29 protein-coding genes and 1 other RNA gene are annotated in these 23,342 nt (G+C 61.1%); 12 read left to right on the forward strand and 18 right to left on the reverse strand.

Annotated features, from left to right (window positions below):
- Positions 1–345: 345 nt before the first annotated feature.
- Entirely contained in the window at positions 346–1,035 is a 690-nt protein-coding gene (locus J5286_RS13675) for a MerR family transcriptional regulator (RefSeq protein WP_209190802.1), read from the forward strand.
- A 62-nt stretch (positions 1,036–1,097) separates the two neighbouring features.
- Here the strand turns inward: J5286_RS13675 and J5286_RS13680 are convergent, their stop codons facing one another.
- Positions 1,098–2,225, reverse strand: coding sequence for an ATP-dependent DNA helicase (locus tag J5286_RS13680; protein WP_018900321.1), 1,128 nt, complete (start codon positions 2,223–2,225; stop codon positions 1,098–1,100).
- A 174-nt stretch (positions 2,226–2,399) separates the two neighbouring features.
- Here J5286_RS13680 and J5286_RS13685 point away from each other — a divergent pair, with 174 nt between their 5' ends.
- The 3 genes from J5286_RS13685 to J5286_RS13695 are packed head-to-tail and all read left to right on the forward strand — an operon-like array spanning position 2,400 to position 4,096.
- Positions 2,400–2,780, forward strand: a complete 381-nt coding sequence (locus J5286_RS13685; protein ID WP_047505596.1) for a COG4315 family predicted lipoprotein — start codon at positions 2,400–2,402, stop codon at positions 2,778–2,780.
- A 21-nt stretch (positions 2,781–2,801) separates the two neighbouring features.
- Entirely contained in the window at positions 2,802–3,317 is a 516-nt protein-coding gene (locus tag J5286_RS13690; RefSeq protein ID WP_209190803.1) for an RNA polymerase sigma factor, read from the forward strand.
- The gene (locus tag J5286_RS13695; protein WP_209190804.1) at positions 3,314–4,096 is read left to right on the forward strand and encodes an anti-sigma factor family protein; all 783 of its coding nucleotides are present in this window, start codon (positions 3,314–3,316) and stop codon (positions 4,094–4,096) included. The genes J5286_RS13690 and J5286_RS13695 overlap by 4 nt, the downstream gene beginning before the upstream one ends.
- Positions 4,097–4,123: 27 nt before the next feature.
- Here J5286_RS13695 and J5286_RS13700 read toward each other — a convergent pair whose 3' ends face one another.
- The 6 genes from J5286_RS13700 to J5286_RS13725 form a co-directional block, all read right to left on the reverse strand.
- Complete coding sequence (locus J5286_RS13700) at positions 4,124–4,495, reverse strand: nitrile hydratase accessory protein (RefSeq protein ID WP_209190805.1); 372 nt, start codon at positions 4,493–4,495, stop codon at positions 4,124–4,126.
- Positions 4,482–5,141, reverse strand: a complete 660-nt coding sequence (gene nthB, locus J5286_RS13705; RefSeq protein ID WP_209190806.1) for a nitrile hydratase subunit beta — start codon at positions 5,139–5,141, stop codon at positions 4,482–4,484. Before nthB ends, J5286_RS13700 begins: the two co-directional genes overlap by 14 nt.
- Entirely contained in the window at positions 5,138–5,812 is a 675-nt protein-coding gene (nthA, locus tag J5286_RS13710; protein WP_209190807.1) for a nitrile hydratase subunit alpha, read from the reverse strand. Before nthA ends, nthB begins: the two co-directional genes overlap by 4 nt.
- Positions 5,813–5,872: 60 nt before the next feature.
- Positions 5,873–6,466 carry a LysE family translocator gene (locus J5286_RS13715; RefSeq protein ID WP_018900312.1) on the reverse strand — a complete coding sequence of 198 codons (594 nt, stop codon included), beginning with the start codon at positions 6,464–6,466 and terminating at the stop codon, positions 5,873–5,875.
- 110 nt (positions 6,467–6,576) lie between these two features.
- On the reverse strand, positions 6,577–6,966 hold the full coding sequence (locus tag J5286_RS13720; protein ID WP_245205999.1) for a type II toxin-antitoxin system PemK/MazF family toxin: 390 nt from the start codon (positions 6,964–6,966) through the stop codon (positions 6,577–6,579).
- Positions 6,929–7,201 (reverse strand): AbrB/MazE/SpoVT family DNA-binding domain-containing protein, encoded by a 273-nt coding sequence (locus J5286_RS13725; RefSeq protein WP_209190808.1) that lies wholly within the window; start codon positions 7,199–7,201, stop codon positions 6,929–6,931. The genes J5286_RS13720 and J5286_RS13725 overlap by 38 nt, the downstream gene beginning before the upstream one ends.
- Positions 7,202–7,263: 62 nt before the next feature.
- Here J5286_RS13725 and J5286_RS13730 point away from each other — a divergent pair, with 62 nt between their 5' ends.
- Positions 7,264–8,112, forward strand: a complete 849-nt coding sequence (locus J5286_RS13730; protein WP_209190809.1) for an aldo/keto reductase — start codon at positions 7,264–7,266, stop codon at positions 8,110–8,112.
- A gap of 41 nt (positions 8,113–8,153) precedes the next feature.
- Here the strand turns inward: J5286_RS13730 and ilvN are convergent, their stop codons facing one another.
- Genes ilvN through J5286_RS13750 form a run of 4 tightly spaced genes read right to left on the reverse strand, consistent with a single transcriptional unit; the run spans position 8,154 to position 11,323 of the window.
- On the reverse strand, positions 8,154–8,726 hold the full coding sequence (ilvN, locus tag J5286_RS13735; protein ID WP_018900306.1) for an acetolactate synthase small subunit: 573 nt from the start codon (positions 8,724–8,726) through the stop codon (positions 8,154–8,156).
- Between the two features lie 26 nt (positions 8,727–8,752).
- Positions 8,753–9,157 carry a type II toxin-antitoxin system VapC family toxin gene (locus J5286_RS13740; protein WP_209190810.1) on the reverse strand — a complete coding sequence of 135 codons (405 nt, stop codon included), beginning with the start codon at positions 9,155–9,157 and terminating at the stop codon, positions 8,753–8,755.
- A complete protein-coding gene (locus tag J5286_RS13745; protein WP_209190811.1) occupies positions 9,135–9,473 on the reverse strand; it encodes an AbrB/MazE/SpoVT family DNA-binding domain-containing protein in 339 nt (112 codons plus the stop codon). The genes J5286_RS13740 and J5286_RS13745 overlap by 23 nt, the downstream gene beginning before the upstream one ends.
- A 56-nt stretch (positions 9,474–9,529) precedes the next feature.
- Positions 9,530–11,323: an acetolactate synthase 3 large subunit gene (locus J5286_RS13750; RefSeq protein ID WP_209190812.1), complete on the reverse strand. Its 1,794-nt coding sequence runs from the start codon at positions 11,321–11,323 to the stop codon at positions 9,530–9,532.
- 341 nt (positions 11,324–11,664) lie between these two features.
- On the opposite strand from J5286_RS13750, the gene J5286_RS13755 reads away from it, so the two are divergent.
- Positions 11,665–13,755, forward strand: a complete 2,091-nt coding sequence (locus tag J5286_RS13755; RefSeq protein ID WP_209190813.1) for an ATP-binding protein — start codon at positions 11,665–11,667, stop codon at positions 13,753–13,755.
- Between the two features lie 4 nt (positions 13,756–13,759).
- Here the strand turns inward: J5286_RS13755 and J5286_RS13760 are convergent, their stop codons facing one another.
- Together J5286_RS13760 and miaA are read right to left on the reverse strand one after the other, a co-directional pair.
- A complete protein-coding gene (locus J5286_RS13760) occupies positions 13,760–14,017 on the reverse strand; it encodes a hypothetical protein (protein ID WP_209190814.1) in 258 nt (85 codons plus the stop codon).
- A gap of 72 nt (positions 14,018–14,089) precedes the next feature.
- Positions 14,090–14,986 carry a tRNA (adenosine(37)-N6)-dimethylallyltransferase MiaA gene (gene miaA / locus J5286_RS13765; RefSeq protein WP_209190846.1) on the reverse strand — a complete coding sequence of 299 codons (897 nt, stop codon included), beginning with the start codon at positions 14,984–14,986 and terminating at the stop codon, positions 14,090–14,092.
- Between miaA and serB the strand changes: the two genes are divergently transcribed.
- The 3 genes from serB to J5286_RS13780 all read left to right on the forward strand — a co-directional run bounded on the left by serB (position 14,985) and on the right by J5286_RS13780 (position 16,621).
- A complete protein-coding gene (serB, locus tag J5286_RS13770) occupies positions 14,985–15,875 on the forward strand; it encodes a phosphoserine phosphatase SerB (protein WP_209190815.1) in 891 nt (296 codons plus the stop codon). The two genes, miaA and serB, sit on opposite strands and share 2 nt — an antisense overlap.
- Before the next feature lie 187 nt (positions 15,876–16,062).
- Positions 16,063–16,356: a BrnT family toxin gene (locus J5286_RS13775; protein ID WP_209190816.1), complete on the forward strand. Its 294-nt coding sequence runs from the start codon at positions 16,063–16,065 to the stop codon at positions 16,354–16,356.
- Complete coding sequence (locus J5286_RS13780) at positions 16,319–16,621, forward strand: BrnA antitoxin family protein (RefSeq protein ID WP_209190817.1); 303 nt, start codon at positions 16,319–16,321, stop codon at positions 16,619–16,621. The genes J5286_RS13775 and J5286_RS13780 overlap by 38 nt, the downstream gene beginning before the upstream one ends.
- A gap of 4 nt (positions 16,622–16,625) precedes the next feature.
- Here J5286_RS13780 and J5286_RS13785 read toward each other — a convergent pair whose 3' ends face one another.
- From J5286_RS13785 to J5286_RS13805, 5 genes are all read right to left on the reverse strand, one after another.
- The gene (locus tag J5286_RS13785; protein ID WP_209190818.1) at positions 16,626–18,215 is read right to left on the reverse strand and encodes a DegQ family serine endoprotease; all 1,590 of its coding nucleotides are present in this window, start codon (positions 18,213–18,215) and stop codon (positions 16,626–16,628) included.
- A gap of 197 nt (positions 18,216–18,412) precedes the next feature.
- A complete protein-coding gene (gene hflC / locus J5286_RS13790; RefSeq protein ID WP_209190819.1) occupies positions 18,413–19,357 on the reverse strand; it encodes a protease modulator HflC in 945 nt (314 codons plus the stop codon).
- Between the two features lie 3 nt (positions 19,358–19,360).
- Complete coding sequence (hflK, locus tag J5286_RS13795; RefSeq protein ID WP_047505628.1) at positions 19,361–20,455, reverse strand: FtsH protease activity modulator HflK; 1,095 nt, start codon at positions 20,453–20,455, stop codon at positions 19,361–19,363.
- 154 nt (positions 20,456–20,609) lie between these two features.
- Positions 20,610–21,122: a dihydrofolate reductase gene (locus J5286_RS13800; protein WP_209190820.1), complete on the reverse strand. Its 513-nt coding sequence runs from the start codon at positions 21,120–21,122 to the stop codon at positions 20,610–20,612.
- A 12-nt stretch (positions 21,123–21,134) separates the two neighbouring features.
- A complete protein-coding gene (locus tag J5286_RS13805) occupies positions 21,135–21,929 on the reverse strand; it encodes a thymidylate synthase (protein ID WP_209190821.1) in 795 nt (264 codons plus the stop codon).
- Between the two features lie 116 nt (positions 21,930–22,045).
- On the opposite strand from J5286_RS13805, the gene ssrA reads away from it, so the two are divergent.
- The 3 genes from ssrA (at position 22,046) to J5286_RS13820 (ending at position 23,319) form a co-directional block, all read left to right on the forward strand.
- Positions 22,046–22,415: a transfer-messenger RNA gene (gene ssrA, locus J5286_RS13810) on the forward strand.
- Positions 22,416–22,542: 127 nt separating this feature from the next.
- Entirely contained in the window at positions 22,543–23,061 is a 519-nt protein-coding gene (locus J5286_RS13815) for an SspB family protein (protein WP_018900294.1), read from the forward strand.
- Between the two features lie 63 nt (positions 23,062–23,124).
- Positions 23,125–23,319 (forward strand): DUF4169 family protein, encoded by a 195-nt coding sequence (locus J5286_RS13820; protein WP_209190822.1) that lies wholly within the window; start codon positions 23,125–23,127, stop codon positions 23,317–23,319.
- Positions 23,320–23,342 lie beyond the last annotated feature (23 nt).

The raw sequence follows: 23,342 nt of genomic DNA on the forward strand, positions 1-23,342 counted from the left end.
ATGTGAATTTCTGATTGATGGCCAGCCGCCGCCACATCGCCGCAGGCAAAGTAACGCCAACGGCAAGACGCATCAGAAAAACGATTAAGCATCCGGGACAGAAACGCTCCACACGATTCGTTCAGAAGTTGCAGTGCAGCCGTATGTACATTCGACTATTATTTACAAGTGACTATTTTTAAGGATAACAAATCAGTCGTTTAACGCATAGTCTGATCGCAATGGATCACCAGATCGAGGATCCGTTGCTTTGCATTCCGACCGGGAATGCATCGTCAAAACCGCTCGACCGCGCCCGTATCCATGTCATGCGCGCACTTGATCATGCGTAGAACAGGAGGGCTCATGTCCGAACGACATAAGCAGGCTGCAAGACCAAACGCTCCGCCCCAGGCGCCTCCCGATTTCAGGTTCCTGCCGCGCGTCGCGCGCCCGGCAAGCCTGCCCGGCGGTAAGGTCGCGATTGCCGACATGGCCAACGCCTTCGGCGTCACCCACCGAACCCTGCATTTCTACGAGGAGAAAGGGCTGATCGCCTCGAGCCGCATCGGGCTGATGCGCGTCTACGAGCACGCCGACATCAGGCGCATGGCCGTCATCAACGTCTGCCGCGAAGCGGGCATGCCGGTGGCGGTCATCCAGGAACTGATGGCCGACCTCTGCAGGTCCATCTCGCAGCAGGATGCCGACGCCGTCTTCGCCGCCGCCCTTTCCTCGCGAAAGCGCGAACTGACGGCGGAAATGTCGACGCTGCACCGCCAGCTTCAGCAGGTGAGCGAACTGCTCGAAAACACCGCCCCCGGCGACGAGCCGCCGCTCAACGACAACCAGCATGAGCGCACGCTCACCGAACAGGAGTATCGCTGCCTCGTGCTGATGACCGAGGGACTATCGACCCAACGCATCGCCCGCACGCTCGATCTCAAGGAGGACGACGCGAAGTCGATCGAGGCCGCGATTATCAAAAAGCTCGACACCAACAACCGCTTCCAGGCGATCGCCAAGGCGGTCCTGCTCGGCATCGTGCAGATCTGAAGCATGTCGCGCAAAACTGTGCAGCGGTTTTGCGGCACCCACATGCGACGCGCTTGACAAATTCAGCGGACGATCGTCAGCGTTTCCGCCGCGCGCGTGATCGCCGTGTAGAGCCAGCGCTCCCTCGTATCGCGAAACGCCCAGCTTTCATCGAACAGCACGACATTGTTCCACTGTGAACCCTGCGCCTTGTGCACGGTCAGCGCATAGCCGAAATCGAACTCGTCGTAACGCTTGCGGGTATTCCAGGGAATCTCGCCCTCGACATCTTCGAAGGCCTGCTTCAGCAGCTTGATCTTCGCCGCCCCGCGATCGATATCGTCATCCTCGGGCCGGATCAGAAGATTGATCCCTGGCTTCGTCGTCTCCTTCGACGACGTCATCACCTGCCACAGCGAGCCGTTGAGCAGCCCCTTGGCGGGATCGTTGCGCAGGCAGACCAGCTTGTCGCCCGTCTGCGGATAATCGGCGGTGAAACCCTTCAGCTCGCGCAGCCGCTGATTATAGCGCCGCCGCGTGCGGTTGGTGCCGACGAGCACCTGGTCGGCATCGAGCACCAGCGACTGGTTGACCTCGTTCTTCGAGATCACCTGCGCAGCGCCGTAATCGCCATACATGATCTCCTTGCCCTCGCGCACCTGCATGGCGAGCCCGATGATTGGGTTGTCGCGCGCCTGCCGGTGGATATCGGTCAAGAGATAGTCGGGTTCCTGGTTGGTGAAGAAGCCGCCGCCGGAGACCGGCGGCAGCTGGCCGGGATCGCCGAGCACCAGGATCGGCGTGCCGAAGCTCATCAAATCCTTGCCCAGCGCCTCATCCACCATCGAGCATTCGTCGACGATGATCAGCGCCGCCTTTGCAACGGGGCTCTGGCGGTTGATGGTGAACATCGGCGCGATCGAGGTCTTGCCGGTCTCTTCGTCCTCGACGGCCTCTTCGCCGCGCGGCCGATAGATCAGCGAATGCAGCGTGCGCGCATTGCTGGCGCCGCGCGTGCGCAACACCTGCGCCGCCTTGCCGGTGAAGGCCGCAAACAGCACCTCGCCATCGACATGCTCGGCGAAATGCCGCGCAAGTGTGGTCTTGCCCGTGCCGGCATAGCCGAACAGGCGAAAAATCGGGGCCTTGCCCTCCTTCAGCCATTTGGCAACGGCTTTCAGGGCTTCGTCTTGTTGCGGAGCAAATTGCATGATCCATCGACTTGGCAGGATTCGTCAGCGATAGGCAACCGCAAAATGCCGCGAGACGGCCGGCCTTCGTACGCTGTCGAAAAAAATCGCAGATACCAGGGAAAAAAATCGCCCCCCGTTTTGTCTCATGTCAGGCAACGCAAACCGCGTGCGCCCAACCCGAGGAGACACCCGATGAAATCCGCGAAATTCCTGATCGCTCTTGCCGTCGCATCTGCAGCCGCCACCGCCGCCTTCGCCGCCCCGCCCGTCAAGACGGTCGATTCGGCCAAGGGCAAGGTTCTCGCCGGCGAAAACGGCATGTCGCTCTACACCTTCAAGAAGGACACGAAGGACGTTTCCAATTGCTACGACGATTGCGCCAAGAACTGGCCGCCGCTGATGGCCGATGGCAATGCCAAGCCGGAAGGGGCATACTCGATCGTGGACCGCAAGGACGGCATGAAGCAATGGGCGAAGGACGGCATGCCACTCTATTTCTGGGTCAAGGACAAGAAGATGGGCGATATCACCGGTGACGGCGTCAAGGATGTATGGGATGTCGCAAAGCCATAAGGACAGGGCGGGCTTGATCGCATGAAGCCACCCGCACCCGAAACCTTCGAGGGCCAGATCCTGGCCCTCCTACCATCGCTCAGGCGCTATTCCCGAAGCCTGACGCGCTCAGACAGCGATGGCGAGGACCTGCTGCATGATTGCGTCGAAAAGGTGCTCGCCCGCCGCACGCAGTGGCGCGGCCTCAACCTGCGCGGCTGGGTGCTGACGATCATGACCAACCTCTATCGCAACCAGCGCCGTACCATCGTGCGCGGCAACCTCGTGGACATAGATGGCGCGATCGACGTGGCCGCACCCGAAGCATCAACCGACCCGCTCGAACGCTCCCGCCTGGAAGACGCGCTGAACGGCCTGTCGGAAGATCACCGCGCCGTCCTGATGCTCGTGGTCATCGAGGGCTACACCTACCAGGAAGTGGCCGACATGCTCGACATACCCTTGGGCACCGTCATGTCGCGCCTGTCGCGGGCCCGCCAGCAACTGGCCGAACACATGAAATCAGACAACGTCATTACGCTTCGGAGACCGAAATGAACGCCGCCGACCAACCCGTGACCGAAGCGGACCTCCACGCCTATACCGACGGCCTGCTCGCCGATGCCGATCGTTCCCGCATCGAAGCATGGCTGCGCGACAATCCCGACGATGCCGCGAAAGTCGCCGAATGGCAGGCGCAGAACGCCGGCATCAAGGCGATGTTCTCAGGCTATGAAAAGAGCAGGCCCGGCGATGCCGACATGATCGGCAAACCACCGGCACTCTCCCCCTGGTCGAAGCGCCTCGCCGCTATCGCCGCAACCATCGCCGTCTTCGCCGCCGGCACGCTCGCCGGCCACTACGGCCCCGCTCTCTTTGAGCGTCCCCAACTGCAGCTGACGGCGCAGGAAACCTTCCCGAAGGAAGCCCAGAACGCCTTCCTTATCTACGCCAGCGAAGTCCGCCACCCCGTCGAGGTCTTTGCCAACGAGGAAGCTCACCTCGCCACATGGCTCGGCAAGCGGCTGGCCATATCGAACCTCAAGGTGCCCGACCTCACGAGCCTGAACTACCACCTCGTCGGCGGCCGCCTGCTGCCCGTCGACGGCAAGCCGGGCGCGATGTTCATGTACGAAAACCAGACCGGCGAACGCCTTACCGTCCTCGTCGGCCGCAACACGGCGAACAAGACGACCAGCTTCCGCTTCGCCTCATCAGACAATGTTGAGACCTTCTACTGGATCGACGGCGAACTCGGCTACGCCGTCACCGGCGAGATTTCACGCGAGGAGTTGAGGAAGGTCGCCGAGGAATGCTACCGCCAGTTTCCATCGTGATGTCACCGTAAGGAGACGACCGAACCATCAGCGCCGCGGATCACTGTCGAGCGTAATCGGCTTCCCATGCGGCGTCGCCTCCGCCGCCCGCTGCCAACTCTGCTGCAGGCCCATAATCGTCTCGGCATCGGCAATACCGCAATCGACGAGAATCGACGACAGCGCCGCCACCCAGCAATCGAAATAATCGCTGCCATCCTCCGCCCGGCCGGGCTTGTGCAGTTCGCCGGACAACGCCTCCGCCCATTCGGTCCATGCAAACACCCCGCGCTCATGCAGATGCACAGTCATCGCGAACGCCTCCGCCGCCCACGGCTCCGGAAACACCGGCTCGCCCTCGAGGGAGCGTGGCAATTGCGGCGATTGGGCAAGCGGCGAGCGCGTATCACACTTGCTCAAGATAGCTCTCCCAGGCATCGATCGAAACCGTCAGCGACGGATCTGCCCCCTCGCCCCAGATCTCGCCGCCATCGAACACGACGGTGTAGACCCATTGCGGGTTCTCGCCCTTGCCATGCGCGTTATCATCAGGAAACACGAAGGAGCCCTGCACCGCCTCGATAACACCGACCTTGGCGCGCGCATAACGCGGCAGCCGGGTATGCGTCGTCGGATTGAAATTCCGCGTCTTCACGCGGTCACCGACGGCAAACCGCGCCGGCTGATCGAGCGGCCGATCGCACGGGCCGCCCTTGGCGAGAACGCCTGATACCATATCGGCCTTCAGCACCCGCTTCGGGGCAGCGCCGTCGAACTGCCTGTGGCCGCTTTCGATCTCGTCGGCGCTGGTAAAGCCGTGGCGTTCCAGAAGAACCTCCAGCGCCCGCGTCCAGATTTCGTAATAGCTGGCCGAGAGATAGCTGGCCGGCGGAATGCTTTCGCGGGCATGCCGGCTCTCGTCGATGTTCCAGGCACCAAAGGCACCGCAGGAGAGCGTCAGGCCCAGCGCCCGCTTTTCCCACTCCGCGTGGAAATACGGCTCGTCTTTCTCCGGCGCGATGGCGCCAAAGCCCATCTGCCCGCCGAGATCGTGCGGCCCGTTCATTCCGTCGCTCCCGGTGTTGCGGCAAGGCCGGCGCCGATCATCGCATCGCGGCTGACGAGATCGGCAAGCTGCTCCTCGCTCAAGCCCTCGGTGCCCTCGGGTCTCTGCGGGATGACCAGATAGCGCAGCTCCGCCGTAGAATCCCAGACGCGGATCTTCTGCTCTTCAGGCAGGCTCACGCCGAGTTCGCTGAGCACCCCACGCGGATCGATCACCGCCCGCGAACGATAGGCCGGCGCCTTGTACCATGTGGGCGGCAGCCCCAGTACCGACCACGGATAACAGGAGCACAGCGTGCAGACGACGAGATTGTGGGTCTCATCGGTATTGAACACCGCGCGCATGTGCTCGCCCTGGCGTCCGGTGTAGCCGAGGCTGGCGATCGCAGCCGTCGCGTCGCGCTTCAGCCATTCGGCGAAATCCGGATCGCTCCACGCCTTGGCGACCACCCGCGCGCCGTTCCGGGGCCCGACCTTGGTCTGGTAGGTGTCGACGATCGCGTCGATCGCCGCGGGATCGATCAGCCCCTTCTCCGTCAGCACCGTCTCCAGCGCCTTCACGCGAGCCTGCATGTCGGAATAATGGTTGTCGTGGTGATGATCATGATGATGATCGTGATCATGGTGATCGTGATGTTCGTGGTCGTCGTGCAAGAGACTATCCTCCGCCATTGTCGACCTATCCTTAGGCACTCGCGAAGCGGACGCCAAGTCCCGTCTGACGCGATCGGCCTATTTCAGCATCGGCCAGAGGCTGAGCACCAGAAGCACCGCCATGGTGATGTTGAACCACTTCAGCCGCACCGGATCGGACAACCAGTCGCGCAGCGCCGAGCCAAAACCGGCCCAAGTGGACACGCTCGGCACGTTGACGGCGGCAAAGGCCAGCCCGACGATCATGACGCTGACGAAGTAGATATCCTGGATCGTATAGGTCGCCATCGCCGTTACCGCCATGACCCAGGCCTTTGGATTGACCCACTGGAACGCCGCCGCCGACAGGAAAGACATCGGCTTCACAGCGCCCTTCCCTTCGCTGAGAGACCGCGACGTCGCGATCTTCCAGGCGATCCACACCAGATAGGCACCGCCCGCAAACTTCAGCGCCGTATAGACCGCCGGCACCGTATGTAGCACCGCGCCCAGCCCGAACCCAACGCCGATCAGCAGCGAGAAGAACCCGGCTCCGATGCCGATCATGTGCGGGATCGTCCGGCGAAAACCGAAATTCACGCCCGAGGTGAACAGCATCATGTTGTTCGGGCCCGGCGTGATCGATGTGGTGAAGGCGAAGAGAAGCAGTGCAAGAAACGTATCCAGCGGCATGGGCAACCTCCGTGGCCCGCAAATCATCGCCACGGGCCTTGTTAATTTAGGTCAGCATAATTGACCTAAATCGGAGTTTCTATCTGCCTATTGTCATGGTGACAGGATTGTCAGCCGGAAGCAGCGGCCACGTCGAGGTCGAGCAGCCTGCCGACATAGCTTCTGACCAGTGTGACGAATTCGGTAGGTAGTGTCTCAATCTGACGAAGCACGCGCTCCTCGTAGTCAAGGGAACGCACTTGATCCGCCAGAACCATACCTTGCGTCTTGAAGCCATCAGGGATCGGTATCTTCGTCGGCCAAGGCGTCATATTTCTCGTGATCGGGCAGACGACGATGCGCTTGGAGACTTCGTGCATCAAGACATTTGAGATGACGAGCGCTGGCCGGATACCGGATTGTTCGCTGCCTCTGATCGGATCGAGGTTGACCACGACAACATCGCCAGCCGTCAAGATATGGCTACTCGTCATGATCGTAGAAACGTTCGGAACCGACATCCCGGCCCCAATCGACCGTCTCCGGTTCATTTTCCGGCCCCAGGCGCCGGATCTCGGCAACAATCTCCGCAAGTGAAGGCGCCAACTGCTGCTTCGGCTTTTCCAGCGTCGCCTTGCCATCGCGAACGTCGAGGTTGACGACATCGCCGGCGCGCAGGTGCAGTTCGTCGGTGACCGCCTTGGGCAGGCGGATCGCGATGCTGTTACCCCACTTGGAAATCGTCACCTTGGTCATATCTAGCCCCTGATATCCAATGTATATCACTTGCCGGAGACACCGACAACACGAGGCCCACCATGCAAGACGATCCGATCCCAACGCTGACCATGCGCGACGGCAGGGAACTGCCCGTACTTGGCCAGGGCACCTGGAACATGGGCGAAAAGGCTTCCGAAGCCAAACGCGAGATCGAGAGCCTGCGCGCCGGCCTCGACCTCGGCATGACGCTGATCGACACCGCCGAGATGTATGCCGAAGGCGGCGCCGAGAAGATCGTCGGCGAAGCGATCCGTGGCCGTCGAGACGAGGTCTATCTGGTCAGCAAGGTCTATCCCTGGAATGCCAGCCGCAAGGGCACGATCGAGGCCTGCGAAAGCAGCCTGTCGCGCATGGGCACCGACCGCATCGATCTCTACCTCCTGCACTGGCGCGGCAACCACCCGCTGGCCGAGACCGTCGAGGCTTTCGAGATCTTGAAAGCTCAAGGCAAGATCGGCCAATGGGGCGTCTCCAATTTCGACACCGACGATATGGAGGAACTGCTCAACGTTCCCGCAGGCAGCAATGTCGCCGCCAACCAGGTGCTCTACAATCTCGGCCGACGCGGCATCGAGTTCGATCTCCTGCCCTGGTGCCAGGAGCGCAACATCCCCGTCATGGCCTATTCGCCGATCGAGCAGGGCCGCATCATCCACCATCCCGAGATCATCCGCATCGCCAAGGCCAACCAGGCGACCCCGGCGCAGCTTGCGCTGGCTTTCCTCTTGGAGCGCGAAGGCGTCATCGCCATCCCCAAGACCTCGAATGCCGCCCGCGCCACCGAAAACCGCGACGCCGTCTCGCTCGACCTCAGCGACGATGACCTGGCTGCCCTCGACGCCGCCTTCCCGCCACCATCAAGAAAAAAGCCGCTGGAGATGCTCTGATCTCCAGCGGCTTCCTGTTCAACCGACTTTGGTGTCGGAACTTACATGCCCTGCGGACCGCGGTTCATCGCCGCGATCCCGGTGCGGCAGACCTCGATCAGGCCGAGCGGCTTCACGATCGCCACGAACTGGTCGATCTTCGAGGACTTGCCGGTCAGTTCGAGAATGAAATGCTCGACGGTCGCATCGACGACCTTGGCATGGAACGCGTCAGCCAGGCGCAGCGTCTCGGCGCGCGTCTCGCCATCGCCGGCCACCTTGATCAGCGCCACTTCACGCTCGATCGGCCGCTCCTGCCCCAGCTCGCGGGCCCGCACCGTCAGGTCGACAACGCGGTGCACCGGGATGATGCGCTCGAGCTGCGCCTTGATCTGCTCCAGCACCTGCGGCGTCCCGCGCGTCACGATGGTGATGCGCGACAGATGCGCCTGGTGCTCGGTCTCCGAGACCGTCAGGCTCTCGATATTGTAGCCACGGCCGGAAAACAGGCCGATGACACGGGCCAGAACGCCCGGCTCGTTATCGACGAGAACCGATAGCGTGTGGTTCTCGATGGCCGCCGTTTCCGGCGAAATGAAGTAGGCGGAGCCCGTCGGCTGTAGGTGTGCGTTCATGTCTTGGTCCGTTTCCTCAGATTTTGTCAGGACGCCAGCTCGACGCTGACGGAATTCATGTGTTTTTGAGCAAGCTTGACGAGGTTGCGATCGAAGGTGATGAAGGTTTCTGCAGGCGAAAGCGCGGAAATGTGGAAAGCGTCGGCAAAATCGATGCCGTTTGAAAATGCTTCCAGCGTCCGCAGGACCCTTTCCCTCTCGGCAAAGATGAAGTTTTCGGAAAGAAGCATCGCCTGGAACAGTGCGATAATCCTTGGACGACCGAAGCTGTAGCGGCTGCGCAGCACCCACTCCGTCTCCAGAAGAACGGTCGACAACACCACAAGTCGATATCTGGTGATGATATCGGATGCCGTTGCCCACTGCTCGTCATCGTCCTGGGCAAAGAGTCGGACGAGGATGTTGGTATCAACCGTCCTTGTCGTCTTCATCCTTGTCCTCACCTGCCCATTGTCGCTCCAGCCGCTCCCAGTCCTCGATTGCGGCCTGATTGATCGCCTCGTGCATCATCTCATCCGTGATCGGTGGACCTTCGTATTTCGGAAAGCTTCTAATAAACGCCAGAAACTCGTCTGCGCTGAGCTTGTGGTCCTCATCTGTTGGATGAAGCGGCGCTACCAGTTCCAGAAATATCCTCTGGCCGTCATCAATGACCTCGAATTCGGCACCGGCCTTGAAGCCATGCGCATCTCGCATCGCCTTCGGCAACTCCACAGTACCGGCATCCGACATCTTCACTCTGGCCATGGCACCTGCTCCTCAAGGAAGGGACGCGATCAATCTAGCGCGTCCCCTCGCTTCGATCAAACGAGTGCGCGGCCCTTGGCGTCGATGGCGTTGGCGACGGCCTCGTCGGTGGCTTCGTCCGGCAGCAGCATCTCGTTGTGTGCCTTGCCCGATGGGATCATCGGGAAGCAGTTGGCGAGATTGGCGACGCGGCAATCGAAGATCACGGGCTTCTTGACGTCGATCATCTCCTGGATGGTCGCGTCGAGATCGCCGGGCTTTTCGCAATGCAGGCCGACGGCGCCATAGGCTTCTGCCAGCTTGACGAAATCGGGCATCGCCTCGGTGTAGGAGTTCGACAGGCGGTTGCCGTGCAACAGCTGCTGCCACTGGCGCACCATGCCCATGTACTGGTTGTTCATGATGAAGATCTTGATCGGCGCTTCATACTGGATGGCCGCCGACATTTCCTGGATGCACATCTGGATCGAGGCGTCACCTGCGATGTCGATGACGAGGCTTTCCGGATGCGCGATCTGCACGCCGAGTGCGGCCGGCAGGCCGTAGCCCATCGTTCCCAGGCCACCCGAGGTCATCCAGCGGTTCGGCTTCTCGAAGCCGTAGAACTGCGCCGCCCACATCTGGTGCTGACCGACTTCGGTGGTGATGAAGGTGTCGCGATCCTTGGTCAGCGCATAGAGGCGCTCCAGCGCATATTGCGGCATGATCACATCGTTGCTGTGCGTATAGGCAAACGAGTTGCGCGCGCGCCAGCGGGTGATATCGGCCCACCAGTCCGCGATCTGGCTCTTCTCCGGCTTCTTCGGCAGGGCACGCCACAGGCGAACCATGTCTTCCAGGATATTGCCGACGTCGCCGCGGATGGGAACATCGACGCGAACGTTCTTGTTGATCGACGACGGATCGATGTCGATGTGGATCTTCTTCGAGTTCGGCGAGAACGCGTTCAGGCGGCCGGTGATGCGGTCGTCGAAGCGGGCACCGATGCAGACCATGACGTCGCAATCATGCATCGCCATGTTCGCCTCGTAGGAGCCGTGCATGCCCAGCATCTTCAGCCAGTTCTTGCCGGATGCCGGATAGGCGCCCAGCCCCATCAGCGTCGAGGTGATCGGGAAATCGGTGAGCTCGACCAGCTCGCGCAGCAGCTTGGAAGCTTCAGGCCCGGAGTTGATGACGCCGCCGCCGGAATAGATGATCGGACGACGCGCCTTCGACATCAGCTCGATCGCTGCCTGGATCTGGTTCAGATCACCCTGAACCTTCGGCTGGTAGCTCTTCTGGATCGCGTGGGCTGCCGGCGGCGTGTAGGTGCCGGTGGCGAACTGAACGTCCTTCGGAATATCGACGAGAACCGGACCCGGACGGCCCGACTGCGCGATGCGGAAGGCTTCATGGATGATCGCCGCCAGATCGTTGACGTCCTTGACCAGCCAGTTGTGCTTGGTGCAGGGGCGCGTGATGCCGACGGTGTCGGCTTCCTGGAAGGCGTCGGAGCCGATCAGCGAGGTCGGAACCTGGCCGGAGAGGCAGACGAGCGGGATCGAATCCATCAGCGCGTCCTGCAGCGGGGTGACCGCATTGGTGGCGCCGGGACCTGACGTGACGAGCATGACGCCGACCTTGCCGGTGGAGCGAGCATAGCCTTCGGCTGCGTGGCCGGCGCCCTGCTCGTGGCGAACGAGGATGTGCTTGATGTCGTCCTGCTGGAAGATCTCGTCATAGATCGGAAGCACGGCGCCGCCGGGATAGCCGAACAGGTGTTCGACACCATTGTCCTTGAGCGCGCGGATAACGATTTCTGCGCCTGTCATCCGATTTTCGTCCGTCTGATTGTCCGTGCCCGTCATGTTTTTGTTCCATTTTGACTGCTGGGATTTGAAGGTCTTGGCGGCGAGCCTGAATTTCAGGCATAAAAAAAGGCCCCTTGGGGAGCCTGTTGTCTAGCGCATGGGTGGCTATCGCCGGATGGTTACACCATCCTGCCCATGCGCTGTCCCACCACAATAAGAATTGCTGCTATCTTCATGGCCGGAAGTGATAGACAGAAAATTTCGCAGCGTCAACGCTTAAAGCAATAAAAAGCCGAGCATGCGCTGTCGGTAATAAACATGGCCGCAGAAGCCCTTGCGGCAAAGGGTTTATTAAACGTTCCCTTTTATCCTGCCCTGCAATCTCAGGGAGTAGCCCTTTGCAGAACAACGACTTGCAGACGTCAGGCAGCGCAGGCGAGCATGACCGCCGCGATGTACTAGCGCCGGGAAACCGTTTCCTCGGCCGCGTTGTCGCGTGCAGCGGGTCCCGCGCCACCATCGCAGCCGTCGCCGAAGCCGGCGGCACAGACCTCACCGAACTCTGGTCCGTCGGACGCCTGATCTCGATCACCGTCGGTCGCAACCGCGTCGTGGCGCTCGTCTATTCCATGAACACGGGCACGCATGCCTGGGGCGAAGGCGAGGACAACTATTTCAAGATCGAGACGGAGTTGCTGGGCGAAGTCCGCGTCGACGAGGACGGCACGGAGCAATTCTCGACCGGCATCTCGCGCTACCCCTATCTCGGCGCCGTCGCGCATCGCATCCGCTCCGCCGACCTGATGCGCATCTATGACGCCGGCACCGGAACCACCGCAGTCATCGGCAAGCTGACCCAGGACGACAGCATCGACGCGTCGATCCACGTCCCCTCGATGCTGTCGAAGCACTTCGCCATCGTCGGCTCCACCGGCGTCGGCAAGTCGACCGCCGTGTCGCTGCTGCTCCACAAGGCGATCGAGGCCGACCCGAAGCTGCGCGTCCTGATCCTCGATCCGCACAACGAATTTGCCGCCGCCTTCCCCAAACACTCCGTCGTCGTCGATACCGACACGCTCGACCTGCCCTTCTGGCTGATGCGCCTGGAAGAATTCGCCGAAGTGGTGTTCCGTGGCCGGACGCCGGTGCCCGAAGAGCTCGACATGCTGCGCGACATACTGCCGGAAGCCAAGCGCGCCTTCCGCGGCAGCGACAATTCGTTGGTTCGCCGCACCACCGAGAAGAGCTCGATCACCGCCGACACACCAGTTCCCTACCGCATGGCCGACCTCCTGGCGCTGATCGACGAGCGCATCGGCCGCCTGGAAGGTCGTGGTGAGAAGCCATTCCTGCGCTCGCTGAAGATGCGCATCATCGCCGCGATCAACGACCCGCGCTATCACTTCATGTTCTCCAACAACACGATCTCCGATACGATCATGGAGACGGTGGCCGAGATCTTCCGTGTGCCCGGCGACAACAAGCCGATCTGCACCTTCCAGCTCTCCGGCATCCCCTCCGAGGTCGTGAATTCCGTGGCGTCGGTGCTGTGCCGCATGGCGTTCGAAATCGCGCTGTGGAGCGATGGCGCCATCCACATGCTGGTCGTCTGCGAAGAAGCGCACCGCTACATTCCGTCGGACCCCACGCTCGGCTTCTTCCCGACGCGCCAGGCAATTGCCCGCATCGCCAAGGAAGGCCGCAAATACGGCGTCTCGCTCGGCATCATCACGCAGCGCCCGGGCGAACTCGACCAGACCATCCTGTCGCAGTGCTCGACGCTGTTTGCCATGCGCCTTGCCAACGACCGCGACCAGGAAATCATTCGCTCAGCCATCCCGAACTCGTCGATCTCGACGACAAGCTTCATTTCCTCGATCGGCAACGGCGAAGCGATTGCCTTCGGCGAGGCGATCAGCGTGCCGATGCGCATGCGCTTCTCCCGCGTCAGCGAAGACCTGCTGCCGAAGGCCAATGGCGCCACGCCGAAGTTCACCGAGGAAGATCCAGATAACGTCGACCTGCGCAAGATCGTCACCCGCATGCGCGCGGTGAGCGGCCCCGACATCTCCGCCTTCCAGCAAAGCGTCAAGAACGCCGGCCTCGACCTCGGGGAAGAAGAGGACGCGGACTACAATCAGGTCTTCGCGGCCGACGTCTATCCGCCGATCATCCCGGCGCCGATCCCGGTCACCCCGCCACTCGCCCCGATCGAACCCTACCGCCGCGACATGCTGCCGTCAGCCCCGGTATCGCGCGAACCGACAGCATCGCCGAGATCATCGCGCGAATCCTTCGGCGTCGCCGCAGACACATCGATCGACAGCCGCCTCGAAGCGCTGCGACGCGAAATGCGCGGCGAACAGAATCCGACCCCGCGTCCCGCCGACCCACAAGCGCAGCCGACAAGCATTCGCCGCGAACCCGGTGTATCGCTGCGCGAGAGCATCCTGAAGAAGCCGCTGAGCAGCCTTTACGACAAGGATTGAGGTCTTACGTGTTGCCCGATTTGGCCGCAGCGGCAAGCACGCTGAGATGGCGCTCGACCAGCGTCAGAAAGGCAATCGTTCCGCAGACCAGCGATGCGGCCACGATCCCGCCGATCGCGCCGAAAAGCGCACCGATGACGAACATTCCCGGCCCGCCCTGAGCCGCCGCCGCGGCACCGGCGGAAATTGTCGAACCGGCAAGAATGATGACTGCGAGAATCGCGTTGATCGACGCAAGTGCCTTGAAGAGAAAGTTGTTCATGAGGTCCCCCACTTTGATCCTCATGACTGCTTAGATAGCAACCCTGGCGCGAAACTTGCGCCCATCATTCCATCAAGGTGCAAGCCGTTCCCAGCTATCATCCATCTGGTTGCGAAACCACGTCATCTGCCGCTTCGCATATTGCCGCGTCGCAGCCGCTCCCTTTTCCAGCACATCCTCGCGTGACATCGCGCCGTCGATCATGGCCGCGATCTGCGACACGCCGATCGCCTTCATGACCGGCATCTCGGGTGCCGGCGACAACGCCAGAAGCGCCCTCACCTCGTCAGCAGCCCCCTCAGCCAGCATAAGCTCGAAACGCCGGTTGATGCGGTCGTGCAGCACCGCACGCTCCGGCAGCACCACGATCTTTCGCGCCCTGTCCGGATCGACGACAACAGGGCCGGACTGCCCCTGAAGCTCGGCAATCGACCGTCCCGTCGCCTCCAGCACCTCCAGCGCCCGAACGATCCGCTGACCATCCTGCGGATTGAGCGCCGCCGCCACATCGGCGTCGCGCGCCGCAAGCTCCGCATGAAGCACCACGCCGCCTTCCTCGATCAACCGCGCCCGTAACCGCGTGCGAATATCCTCGGGGATCGTCGGCATGTCGGAGAGCCCACCGGTCAGCGCCTTGAAATAGAGCCCCGTCCCGCCGACGAAAACAGGCAGACGACCATCCGCCCGAAGTTGCGGCAGAAGTGCGCTGACATCGCGCAGCCAAGCGCCGGTGGAATAGGCGGTCGCGGCGGAGACGTGGCCGTAGAGATAATGCGGCACGCCCTGCATGTCCTCGTCCGAGGGACGCGCCGTCAGCACCCGCAGCGTGTCGTAGACCTGCATGCTGTCGGCATTGATCACCACGCCATCGTGACGTTTCGCAAGCTCGACGGCCAGCGCGGACTTGCCGCTGGCCGTCGGCCCGGTTATCAGGATCGCGTCCATTGCGTTCAGAAGGTTTTCCATCATGGCTCTCGTTGCCACGCTTGTTGCCAATCCGTCAAATCCTGTTCTGACAGCCGCCATCGCCGAGAAGGCCGCGGACGCCGCCAAGGCATCCGGTCTCTACTGGCTGGCCGACGGAGTAGCCTGCGATATCGCGCTGCGCGACGGCACCGATGCGACGGCCGCGCACGCCGCGATAACATCCGTCATCGCCGGTGCCCCGATCGATCTCGTCATCCAGGACCAGGACACACGCCGCAAGAAGCTTCTGATCGCCGACATGGATTCGACCATGATCGGCCAGGAATGCATCGACGAACTGGCAGCCGAAGTCGGCCTCAAGGACAAGGTGGCGACGATCACCGCCCGCGCCATGAACGGCGAGATCGCCTTCGAGCCCGCCCTGCGCGAACGCGTGGCGCTCCTGAAGGGCCTGCCGATCTCGGTCGTCGACGAAGTGATCGCCAAGCGCATCACACTGACGCCTGGTGGTATGGAACTGATCGCGACGATGAAGGCGAAGGGCTATTACACGGCGCTGGTCTCCGGCGGCTTCACCGTCTTCACCAGCCGCATCGCAGCCACCCTCGGCTTCGACGAAAACCGCGCCAACATCCTGCTTGAGGAAAACGGCAACCTCACCGGCTTCGTCGCCGAGCCGATCCTCGGCAAGCAGGCAAAGGTCGATGCGCTCGAGGATATCTCCAAGAAACTCGGCATCTCCCCTGAAGAGGCAATGGCCGTCGGCGACGGCGCCAACGATCTCGGCATGCTGCACCTCGCAGGTGCCGGCGTCGCCCTCCACGCCAAACCCGCCGTCGCCGCCGAAGCGAAGATCGAGATCAACCACGCCGACCTCAGTGCCCTCCTCTACATCCAGGGCTACCGCAAGACGGATTTTGTGACGGTGTGAGGTCGGAATGGTCACCACTTAGGCCACTCCAATCCTACTTAGAATGTCCCACGTCCTAACCGACCACGGGCGAGAGACAATGTGAGCTTGAAATGCACGCTTTCAGGCGGTTGCAAGCTGCGTTATGCTGCACACATAGAACATTGAATTTTACAAATTTGTACGTACGATATTGTGAGGCATTCGCATGCCGCAATTTATATGGAACGAGCAAAAAAGCCGCAGCAACAAACTGAAACACAGCATTTCATTTGAAACCGCTGCACTCATCTGGAGCGATCCAAATTATCTGCTTGTTCCCGATGCGGTTTATGATGGCGAAGAGAGATGGTTGGCGATCGGCAGGAACGGCATAACAACCGTCTTGGTCGCCGTGCATACGTCGTATGATGATGACGGCGAGGAAATCATTCGCATTATCAGCGCCAGAAAGGCGACAGCACATGAGAGAAAGCAATACGAAAACTCGATCGCTCACTGAAGTGCAGCAGGCGGAACTCGACGCTCTCGACGCTCTTGCCGATGAGGCAATCGACACGAGCGATATACCTGAGATCACCGACGACCGTTGGGCGCTGGCGCGCAAGGGTCAACTCTATCGTCCGGTCAAACAATCCGTAACGATCCGCCTGGATGCAGATATTCTTGAATGGTTTAAAAGCCACGCCCAAGGGCGCGGCTACCAAACCGAAATAAACACCGCCTTGCGCCGCTATATCGCCGAGCAACTCAAGCGCAGCGGCTGACGCCCTACTCCATCGGCACCGCGACAAACCGCAGGTCGCCGTTCGCCGAGGCGATCATCATCTGCGCGTTGCGGCGGCCTTCCTGCTTCAGCGACTGCACCTTGGCGACGACGGTATCTGGTGAGCGCATGAATTCCTGCGCCACTTCGACGATCACGTCGCCGGCCTTCAGCCCCTTTTCAGCCGCCAGCGAGCCCGGCTTGACCTCGGAGACGAGAACGCCGTCGACGCTCTCGGCGATACCGAAGCTCTTGCGATTATCGGAATTGAGCGCCGACAGCGACAGGCCGAGCACATCCTTCGCATCGCCGACATCAGGAGCCGGCTGGGCTGGCTTGCCCTTGCCGTCAGGCATCGGCTGGGCCTGATCGCTGTCGGGCTCATCCATATCCTGGTTTTCCTGCGGATCCGGGTTGATCACGCCGCCGTTGCTGTCAGAGCTATCCGCGGCTGCCTGATCGCTGTCTTCGAGACGGCCGAGCGTGACCTTGACGGTCTGCTCCTTGCCATCGCGCAGCACCACAACATCGACAGCCTTGCCAACAGGGCTTTCCGCCACCACGCGCGGCAGATCGCGCATTTCGTTGACGGCCTTGCCGTCGAACTTCAGGATGACATCGCCGGCCTTGATCGAACCATCGTCGACAGGGCCGCCCTTGATGACACCCGCAACCAGCGCGCCTCTGGCGCTGGAGAGGCCGAGGCTGTCCGCCACATCGTCGGTGACAGGCTGGATGCGCACGCCGAGCCAGCCTCGACGCGTCTCGCCGAATTCGCGCAGCTGCTGCACGACGCCGGCGGCCAACTCCGAAGGCACCGAGAAGCCGATGCCGATCGAGCCGCCGCTCGGCGAGATGATCGCCGTGTTGATGCCGATGACCTCACCCTTCATGTTGAAGAGCGGGCCGCCGGAATTGCCCTTGTTGATCGCCGCGTCCGTCTGGATGAAGTTGTCGTAGGGGCCGGCATTGATGTTGCGTCCGCGCCCCGAAATGATGCCGACAGTCACCGACCCGCCGAAGCCGAACGGGTTACCGATCGCCATCACCCAGTCGCCGATGCGCATGCCGCTGGAATCGCCGAACTTGACGAACTTGAGCGGCGCCTTCGGCTCGACCTTAAGCACCGAGAGATCGGTCTTGGTGTCGGTGCCGATCAGCTTGGCCTTGAGCTTGCTGCCGTCGGCGAAGTTCACCTCGATATCGTCGGCGCCTTCGATCACGTGATTGTTGGTGACGATGAAGCCCTGCGGATCGATGACGAAGCCGGAGCCGAGCGAGCTGACATTGTGGTTGCTGCCGGGCTTGCCCTTCTGCTTGTTGAAGAAGTCGTTGAAGAACTCCTGGAACGGCGACCCATCAGGCGCGCGCGGTGCCGGACCGGCACCCTCGTCGTCCTTGACGTTCTGCGATGTCGAGATGTTCACGACCGCGTCAAGCAGTCCTTCGGTGAGATCGGCAACCGAAGCTGGACCATTGGTCGGCGGCGTGGTCTGTGCATGAACAACCCCGGCAAAGCCGACATTAGCCAGCATTGCTGCCCCGGCCAGAAGCGCGAGCGATCGTCTGAAGGTCGGGCGGATCGTGGGGGCCATCAAGCATCCTCATGTGTGTCAAAAACGCACTCTGATCATGAGCATAAGGCGTAATGATGGAGGGTGAAATCACCTTTTCGCGAAATCCCGTGCAATCTGCGTGGGCTGCCCGCGAAGTCCAGGAGCGATGTCAAAATCCCCATAAAATAAAGGGGCCGGCAAGATGCCGGCCCCGATAGGTCTTCGGATCAAGGCGATCAGTTCGCCGGTGCGGCCGGAACCGGAGGCAGGCTTGGTGCCGCCGACGGAACCTGGCCGGGCTGGCCGGTCGCGCTGTTGAAGTAGCGGAAGAAATCCGTGTCCGGCGAAAGCACCAGCGTCGTGTCCTGCGAGGACATGGCCGTGGTGTAGGCCGCCATCGAGCGGTAGAACTCGAAGAACGCGGGGTTCTTGTTGAACGCATCGGCAAACAGCCTGCTGCGTTCCGCTTCGCCTTCACCGCGCAGGATTTCGGAATCACGCTGCGCTTCGGCGGTGATTTCGACAACCTGTCTGTCGGCGATGGCGCGACGGCGCTGGCCTTCTTCGCCACCCTGCGCACGCAGGAGTTCGGCTTCGGCAAGACGCTCGGCGCGCATGCGGTCATAGGTCTTCGGCGCGACTTCGCGCGTCAGATCCGTACGGCGAATACGAACGTCCTGGATGTTGAGGCCAAGCGCCTCGGCATCCTTGTGCAGGTCGTCACGCACCTCAAGCATCATCGCCACGCGCTCTTCGGAAAGAGCGGCATCGAAATCACGCAGACCGTAGACGCGGCGCAGCGACGAATCGAGCTGCGTGCGAAGACGTGCCTCGGCGGATTCGCGGTCGCCCGATACCGTTTCGCGGAAACGGCGAACGTCGCGGATGTCGTAGATCACGAAGGCATCGACATCGAATGTCGCGCCGCCGCGAACCTGCACGCGGATGTTGTCGAGGTCGAAGCGAAGCGCCTGCTTCTCGACGATCTGGACGCGATCGGCATCCATGAAGGTGAACGGCAGCTTGAAGTAGATGCCGGGCTCGGTCTTCACCGACTGGATCTGACCGAAACGAACGACGATCGCCTGCTCGCGCGCGTTGACCACGAAGATCGACGAGTAGAGCACCATGAGAACCACGGCGAAGACGGCGAGAAAGATGGGAAGTTTATTCGACGTCATGGATCAACCTCCCTGCTGCGCCGGTTTGCCGATTTCGTTGAGCGGCAGATAGGGCACAACCCCCTGCTTCTCGTCGATGATGACCTTCTTGGAGTTCTTCAGCACCTGTTCCATGGTTTCCAGGAACAAACGCTTGCGGGTCACTTCGGGAGCCTTCGTATATTCGTCGTTGACGGAACTGAAGCGCTGCGCCTCACCTTCTGCTTCCTTCACGACGCGATCCTTGTATGCGGCAGCCGCTTCGCGGATCTGCGCCGCGTCACCGCGGGCCTGACCGAGCTTCTGGTTGGCATACTGGTTCGCTTCCTCGACGAGGCGCTGCTTGTCCTGGTCGGCACGCTGCACTTCTTCGAAGGCATCGGCGACTTCACGCGGCGGCGCGACGTCCTGGATGGTGATCGCGTTGATCGAGATACCGCTCTTGTAGCGATCCATGGTGCCCTGCACGATGGCGGCCACTTCGGTTTCGATCGGCTGACGATTGTCGCGGAACGCGTCCTGTGCAGGACGACGGCCAACGACTTCGCGCATGGCGCTTTCGGCGACCTGCTGCAGCGTTTCGGCCGGGTTCTCGACGTTGAAGAGATAGGCCTTCGGATCCGTCACGGTGAAGAACACCGAGAACTGGACGTTGAGGATGTTCTGGTCACCAGACAGCATCAGGCCGTTCGACGAAGAAGACGACGTCGCGCCGATATTCTGCTGCTGAACCGTGACCTTGACGATTTCGACCGTTTCCATCGGCCACAGGTGGAAATGCAGGCCGGGTGCCGCCACTTCCTGCTTCGGATTGCCGAAACGCAGTTCCACGCCACGCTCGTCCGGCTGGACGATGTAAATGCACTGGAAAAGCCAGAAAGCCACGATGACAGCCGCGACGATCAAGAGAACGCCTGTGTTGAACCCGCCGGGCACGACGCCGCGCAGCCGGTCCTGACCACGACGGATCATGTCTTCCAGATCGGGAGGTCCGCCCTTTCCGCCGCCACCACCGCCGCGTGGACGGTTCGGCCCCTGCCCCCATGGTCCCTGATTATTTCCTCCACCGCCGCCGCCGCCCCAAGGGCCGCCGCCGCCATTCTGATTGCTCCAGGGCATCAAAACCTCGTTGTTCGTTACACTCTGCGATCGCTTAACCCACGGGGGCGACGGATATTCGCGCTCGAAACCGTTATAGGTATCGCTGCATCGGCTTTCAACGCAGCATGAGGAACTTGGCAATGTTTATTGGAAAATAGTTTCTTTTCGCCGCTCAGCGCCTGTCATAAACGACGTAGCGGGTGGCGTAGCTGTCCTTCTCGCCCGCTGGCACGTCGAGGGTTTCGCCGGCACGCCAGATGGCGGGATCGATCGTGGGAAAAGACGTATCGCCATCCACATCCGTTTCCACATGCGTCACGCACAGACGATCGGCGATATCGATCGCCTGGCCGTAGATCTGCCCGCCGCCGATAATGCAGACCTCGTCCGCGCCGGTTTCCACCGCCAGCCTCTCGGCCACCGTCACCGCCTCGTCGAGCGAGCCGACGGTTCTGACATCAGGATGGTCGATAACCGTCGAGCGCGAGATCACCACGTTCGGCCGTCCCGGCAGCGGGCGGCCGATCGAATCATAGGTCTTGCGCCCCATGATCACGGGCTTTCTCAGCGTCAGCGCCTTGAACCGTTTCAGATCGGTCGAAAGCCGCCACGGCATGTCGCCGTCACGGCCGATGATGCCGTTGCGCGCAGCGGCAACCACGATCGTCTTGCGGAAATCGGACATGAACCCCCTCAATCAGACCGCGATCGGCGCCTTGATGCTGGCATCGGCCTCGTAACCGACCAGCTCGAAATCCTCGAACTTGAAGCCGAAAATGTCCTTAACCTCGGGATTGATGCGCATGAAGGGCATCGGCTTCGGCTTGCGCGTCAGCTGCAGTTTCGCCTGCTCGAAATGGTTATGATAGATGTGCGTGTCGCCGAGCGTATGCACGAAGTCGCCAAGCTTCAGCCCGGTCACCTGCGCGATCATCATCGTCAGCAGCGCATACGAAGCAATATTGAAGGGCACGCCCAAAAACACGTCCGCCGAACGCTGGTAGAGCTGGCACGACAGCTTGCCGTCGGCGACATAGAACTGGAACAGGCAGTGGCACGGCGGCAGCGCCATGTTGTCGACTTCGGCGGGATTCCAGGCCGAGACGATGTGGCGGCGCGAATTCGGGTTCTTGATCAGGCCGGACACCAGATTGGCGATCTGGTCGATATGCTCGCCATCGGGCGCCGGCCATGAACGCCACTGCGCGCCGTAAACAGGGCCGAGATCGCCCTTCTCGTCGGCCCACTCGTCCCAGATCGAGACACCATGCTCCTTGAGATAGGCGATATTGGTGTCGCCCTTCAGGAACCACAGCAACTCATGGATGATCGAGCGCAGGTGCAGCTTCTTCGTCGTGAGGACCGGAAATCCCTCCTGCAGATCGAAGCGCATCTGGTAGCCGAACACCGAACGCGTGCCGGTTCCGGTCCGGTCGCCGCGGTCGGTTCCGGTTTCCATCACGTGGTTCAAGAGATCGAGATATTGCTTCATCGCCCGCCGCCGATTCCATTTTTTCCATATTTAAGCCCATCGACCGGCAAAACCAATCACGCCCCCGTGTTTTTCCCGGTGATTCCTTGAAAGACCACGATGCTTTTGTGACGATGGCTCTTCCCATGCGCTCAGGAAAACACTATATCACGCTTGCCAGTCTTCGGATTGGCTATGGCGATAAACGAGCGGTGTAATAAGCCTATTGGACCCGGGGGCGGTACCCGGCGCCTCCACCAAAAACCGGCGGCCTTACAAAGAGATGGCCGGCTTTTGATGGGGGCGAAACAGGATCGACAAGGGTGTAAAGATCGTCTTTTTGCTCGGCATTGTACCGCCGTTATCGGGCTAAAATTGTAGTTGCAAACGACAACTATGCGGAAGCTCGTCTCGCTGCTTAATCGCGGTGTGACACTTCAAATTAAGTCCTGAAGGTTCGCACCTTAAGGCGGGGTCCGAAGGCACCTGGCAACAGAAGCCTTCACCTTCTCCCCCAAGCTCAAATCATGTATGATTTGCGAAAGCATGACTCGGCTGCGGGCTTTTCCAAGCCGCTTGAGCATGGCATATAGGCTTGGAACAGACGTACGGACGAAAGAAAGACAGGGAAAGCATGGGGCAGGATCATATCCGGTACGACATTCTGGCACAGGACGCGCTTCGCGGCGTCATCCGCAAGGTATTGTCGGAAGTCGCTGCAACCGGCCGCCTGCCGGGCGAGCATCACTTTTTCATCACCTTTCTGACCGGCGCTCCAGGCGTTCGCATCTCGCAGGCCCTGAAGTCCAAGTATCCCGAGCAGATGACCATCGTAATCCAGCACCAGTTCTGGGAAATGAAGGTCACCGAATCGAGCTTCGAGATCGGCCTCTCCTTCTCCGACGTTCCGGAAAAGCTCTTCATCCCCTTCAACGCCATCCGCGGCTTCTACGATCCGTCGGTCAATTTCGAACTCGAGTTCGACGTGCCGCTCGCCGATAGCGACGAACTGCCGGAAGCCGAGATCACCGCCTACCCGGTCGCCCCCGAAAAGGCGGAAAAGACCGAAGACGCGGCGGCAAAGCCCGCCGACGGCGACGAGAAGAAAGCCGGATCGGTCGTCTCTCTCGACGCCTTCCGCAAGAAGCAGTAAGGACCAAAGGGAAGCAATCGCTTCCCTTTTTCATATCGCCTGTTTTCATATTTTAGGTGTCCCGTGAGCGCCGAAATCGTCAATCTCCGCCAGTTCAAGAAGAAGCAGGCCCGCTCCGACAAGGAGAAGCAGGCCGAGCAGAACCGCATTTCCTTCGGCCGCACCAAACAGGAAAAGCAGCTCACCAAGGCGTTGAACGACAAGGCCGAACGCGCGCACGACCAGGGCCGCATCGAAAAGAACGACGACGCCGAATGACCGCGCGCGACCGCGAAAAAGAG

The sequence above is a fragment of the Rhizobium sp. 16-488-2b genome (genome assembly GCF_017741815.1).
Taxonomy (GTDB): Bacteria; Pseudomonadota; Alphaproteobacteria; order Rhizobiales; family Rhizobiaceae; genus Rhizobium.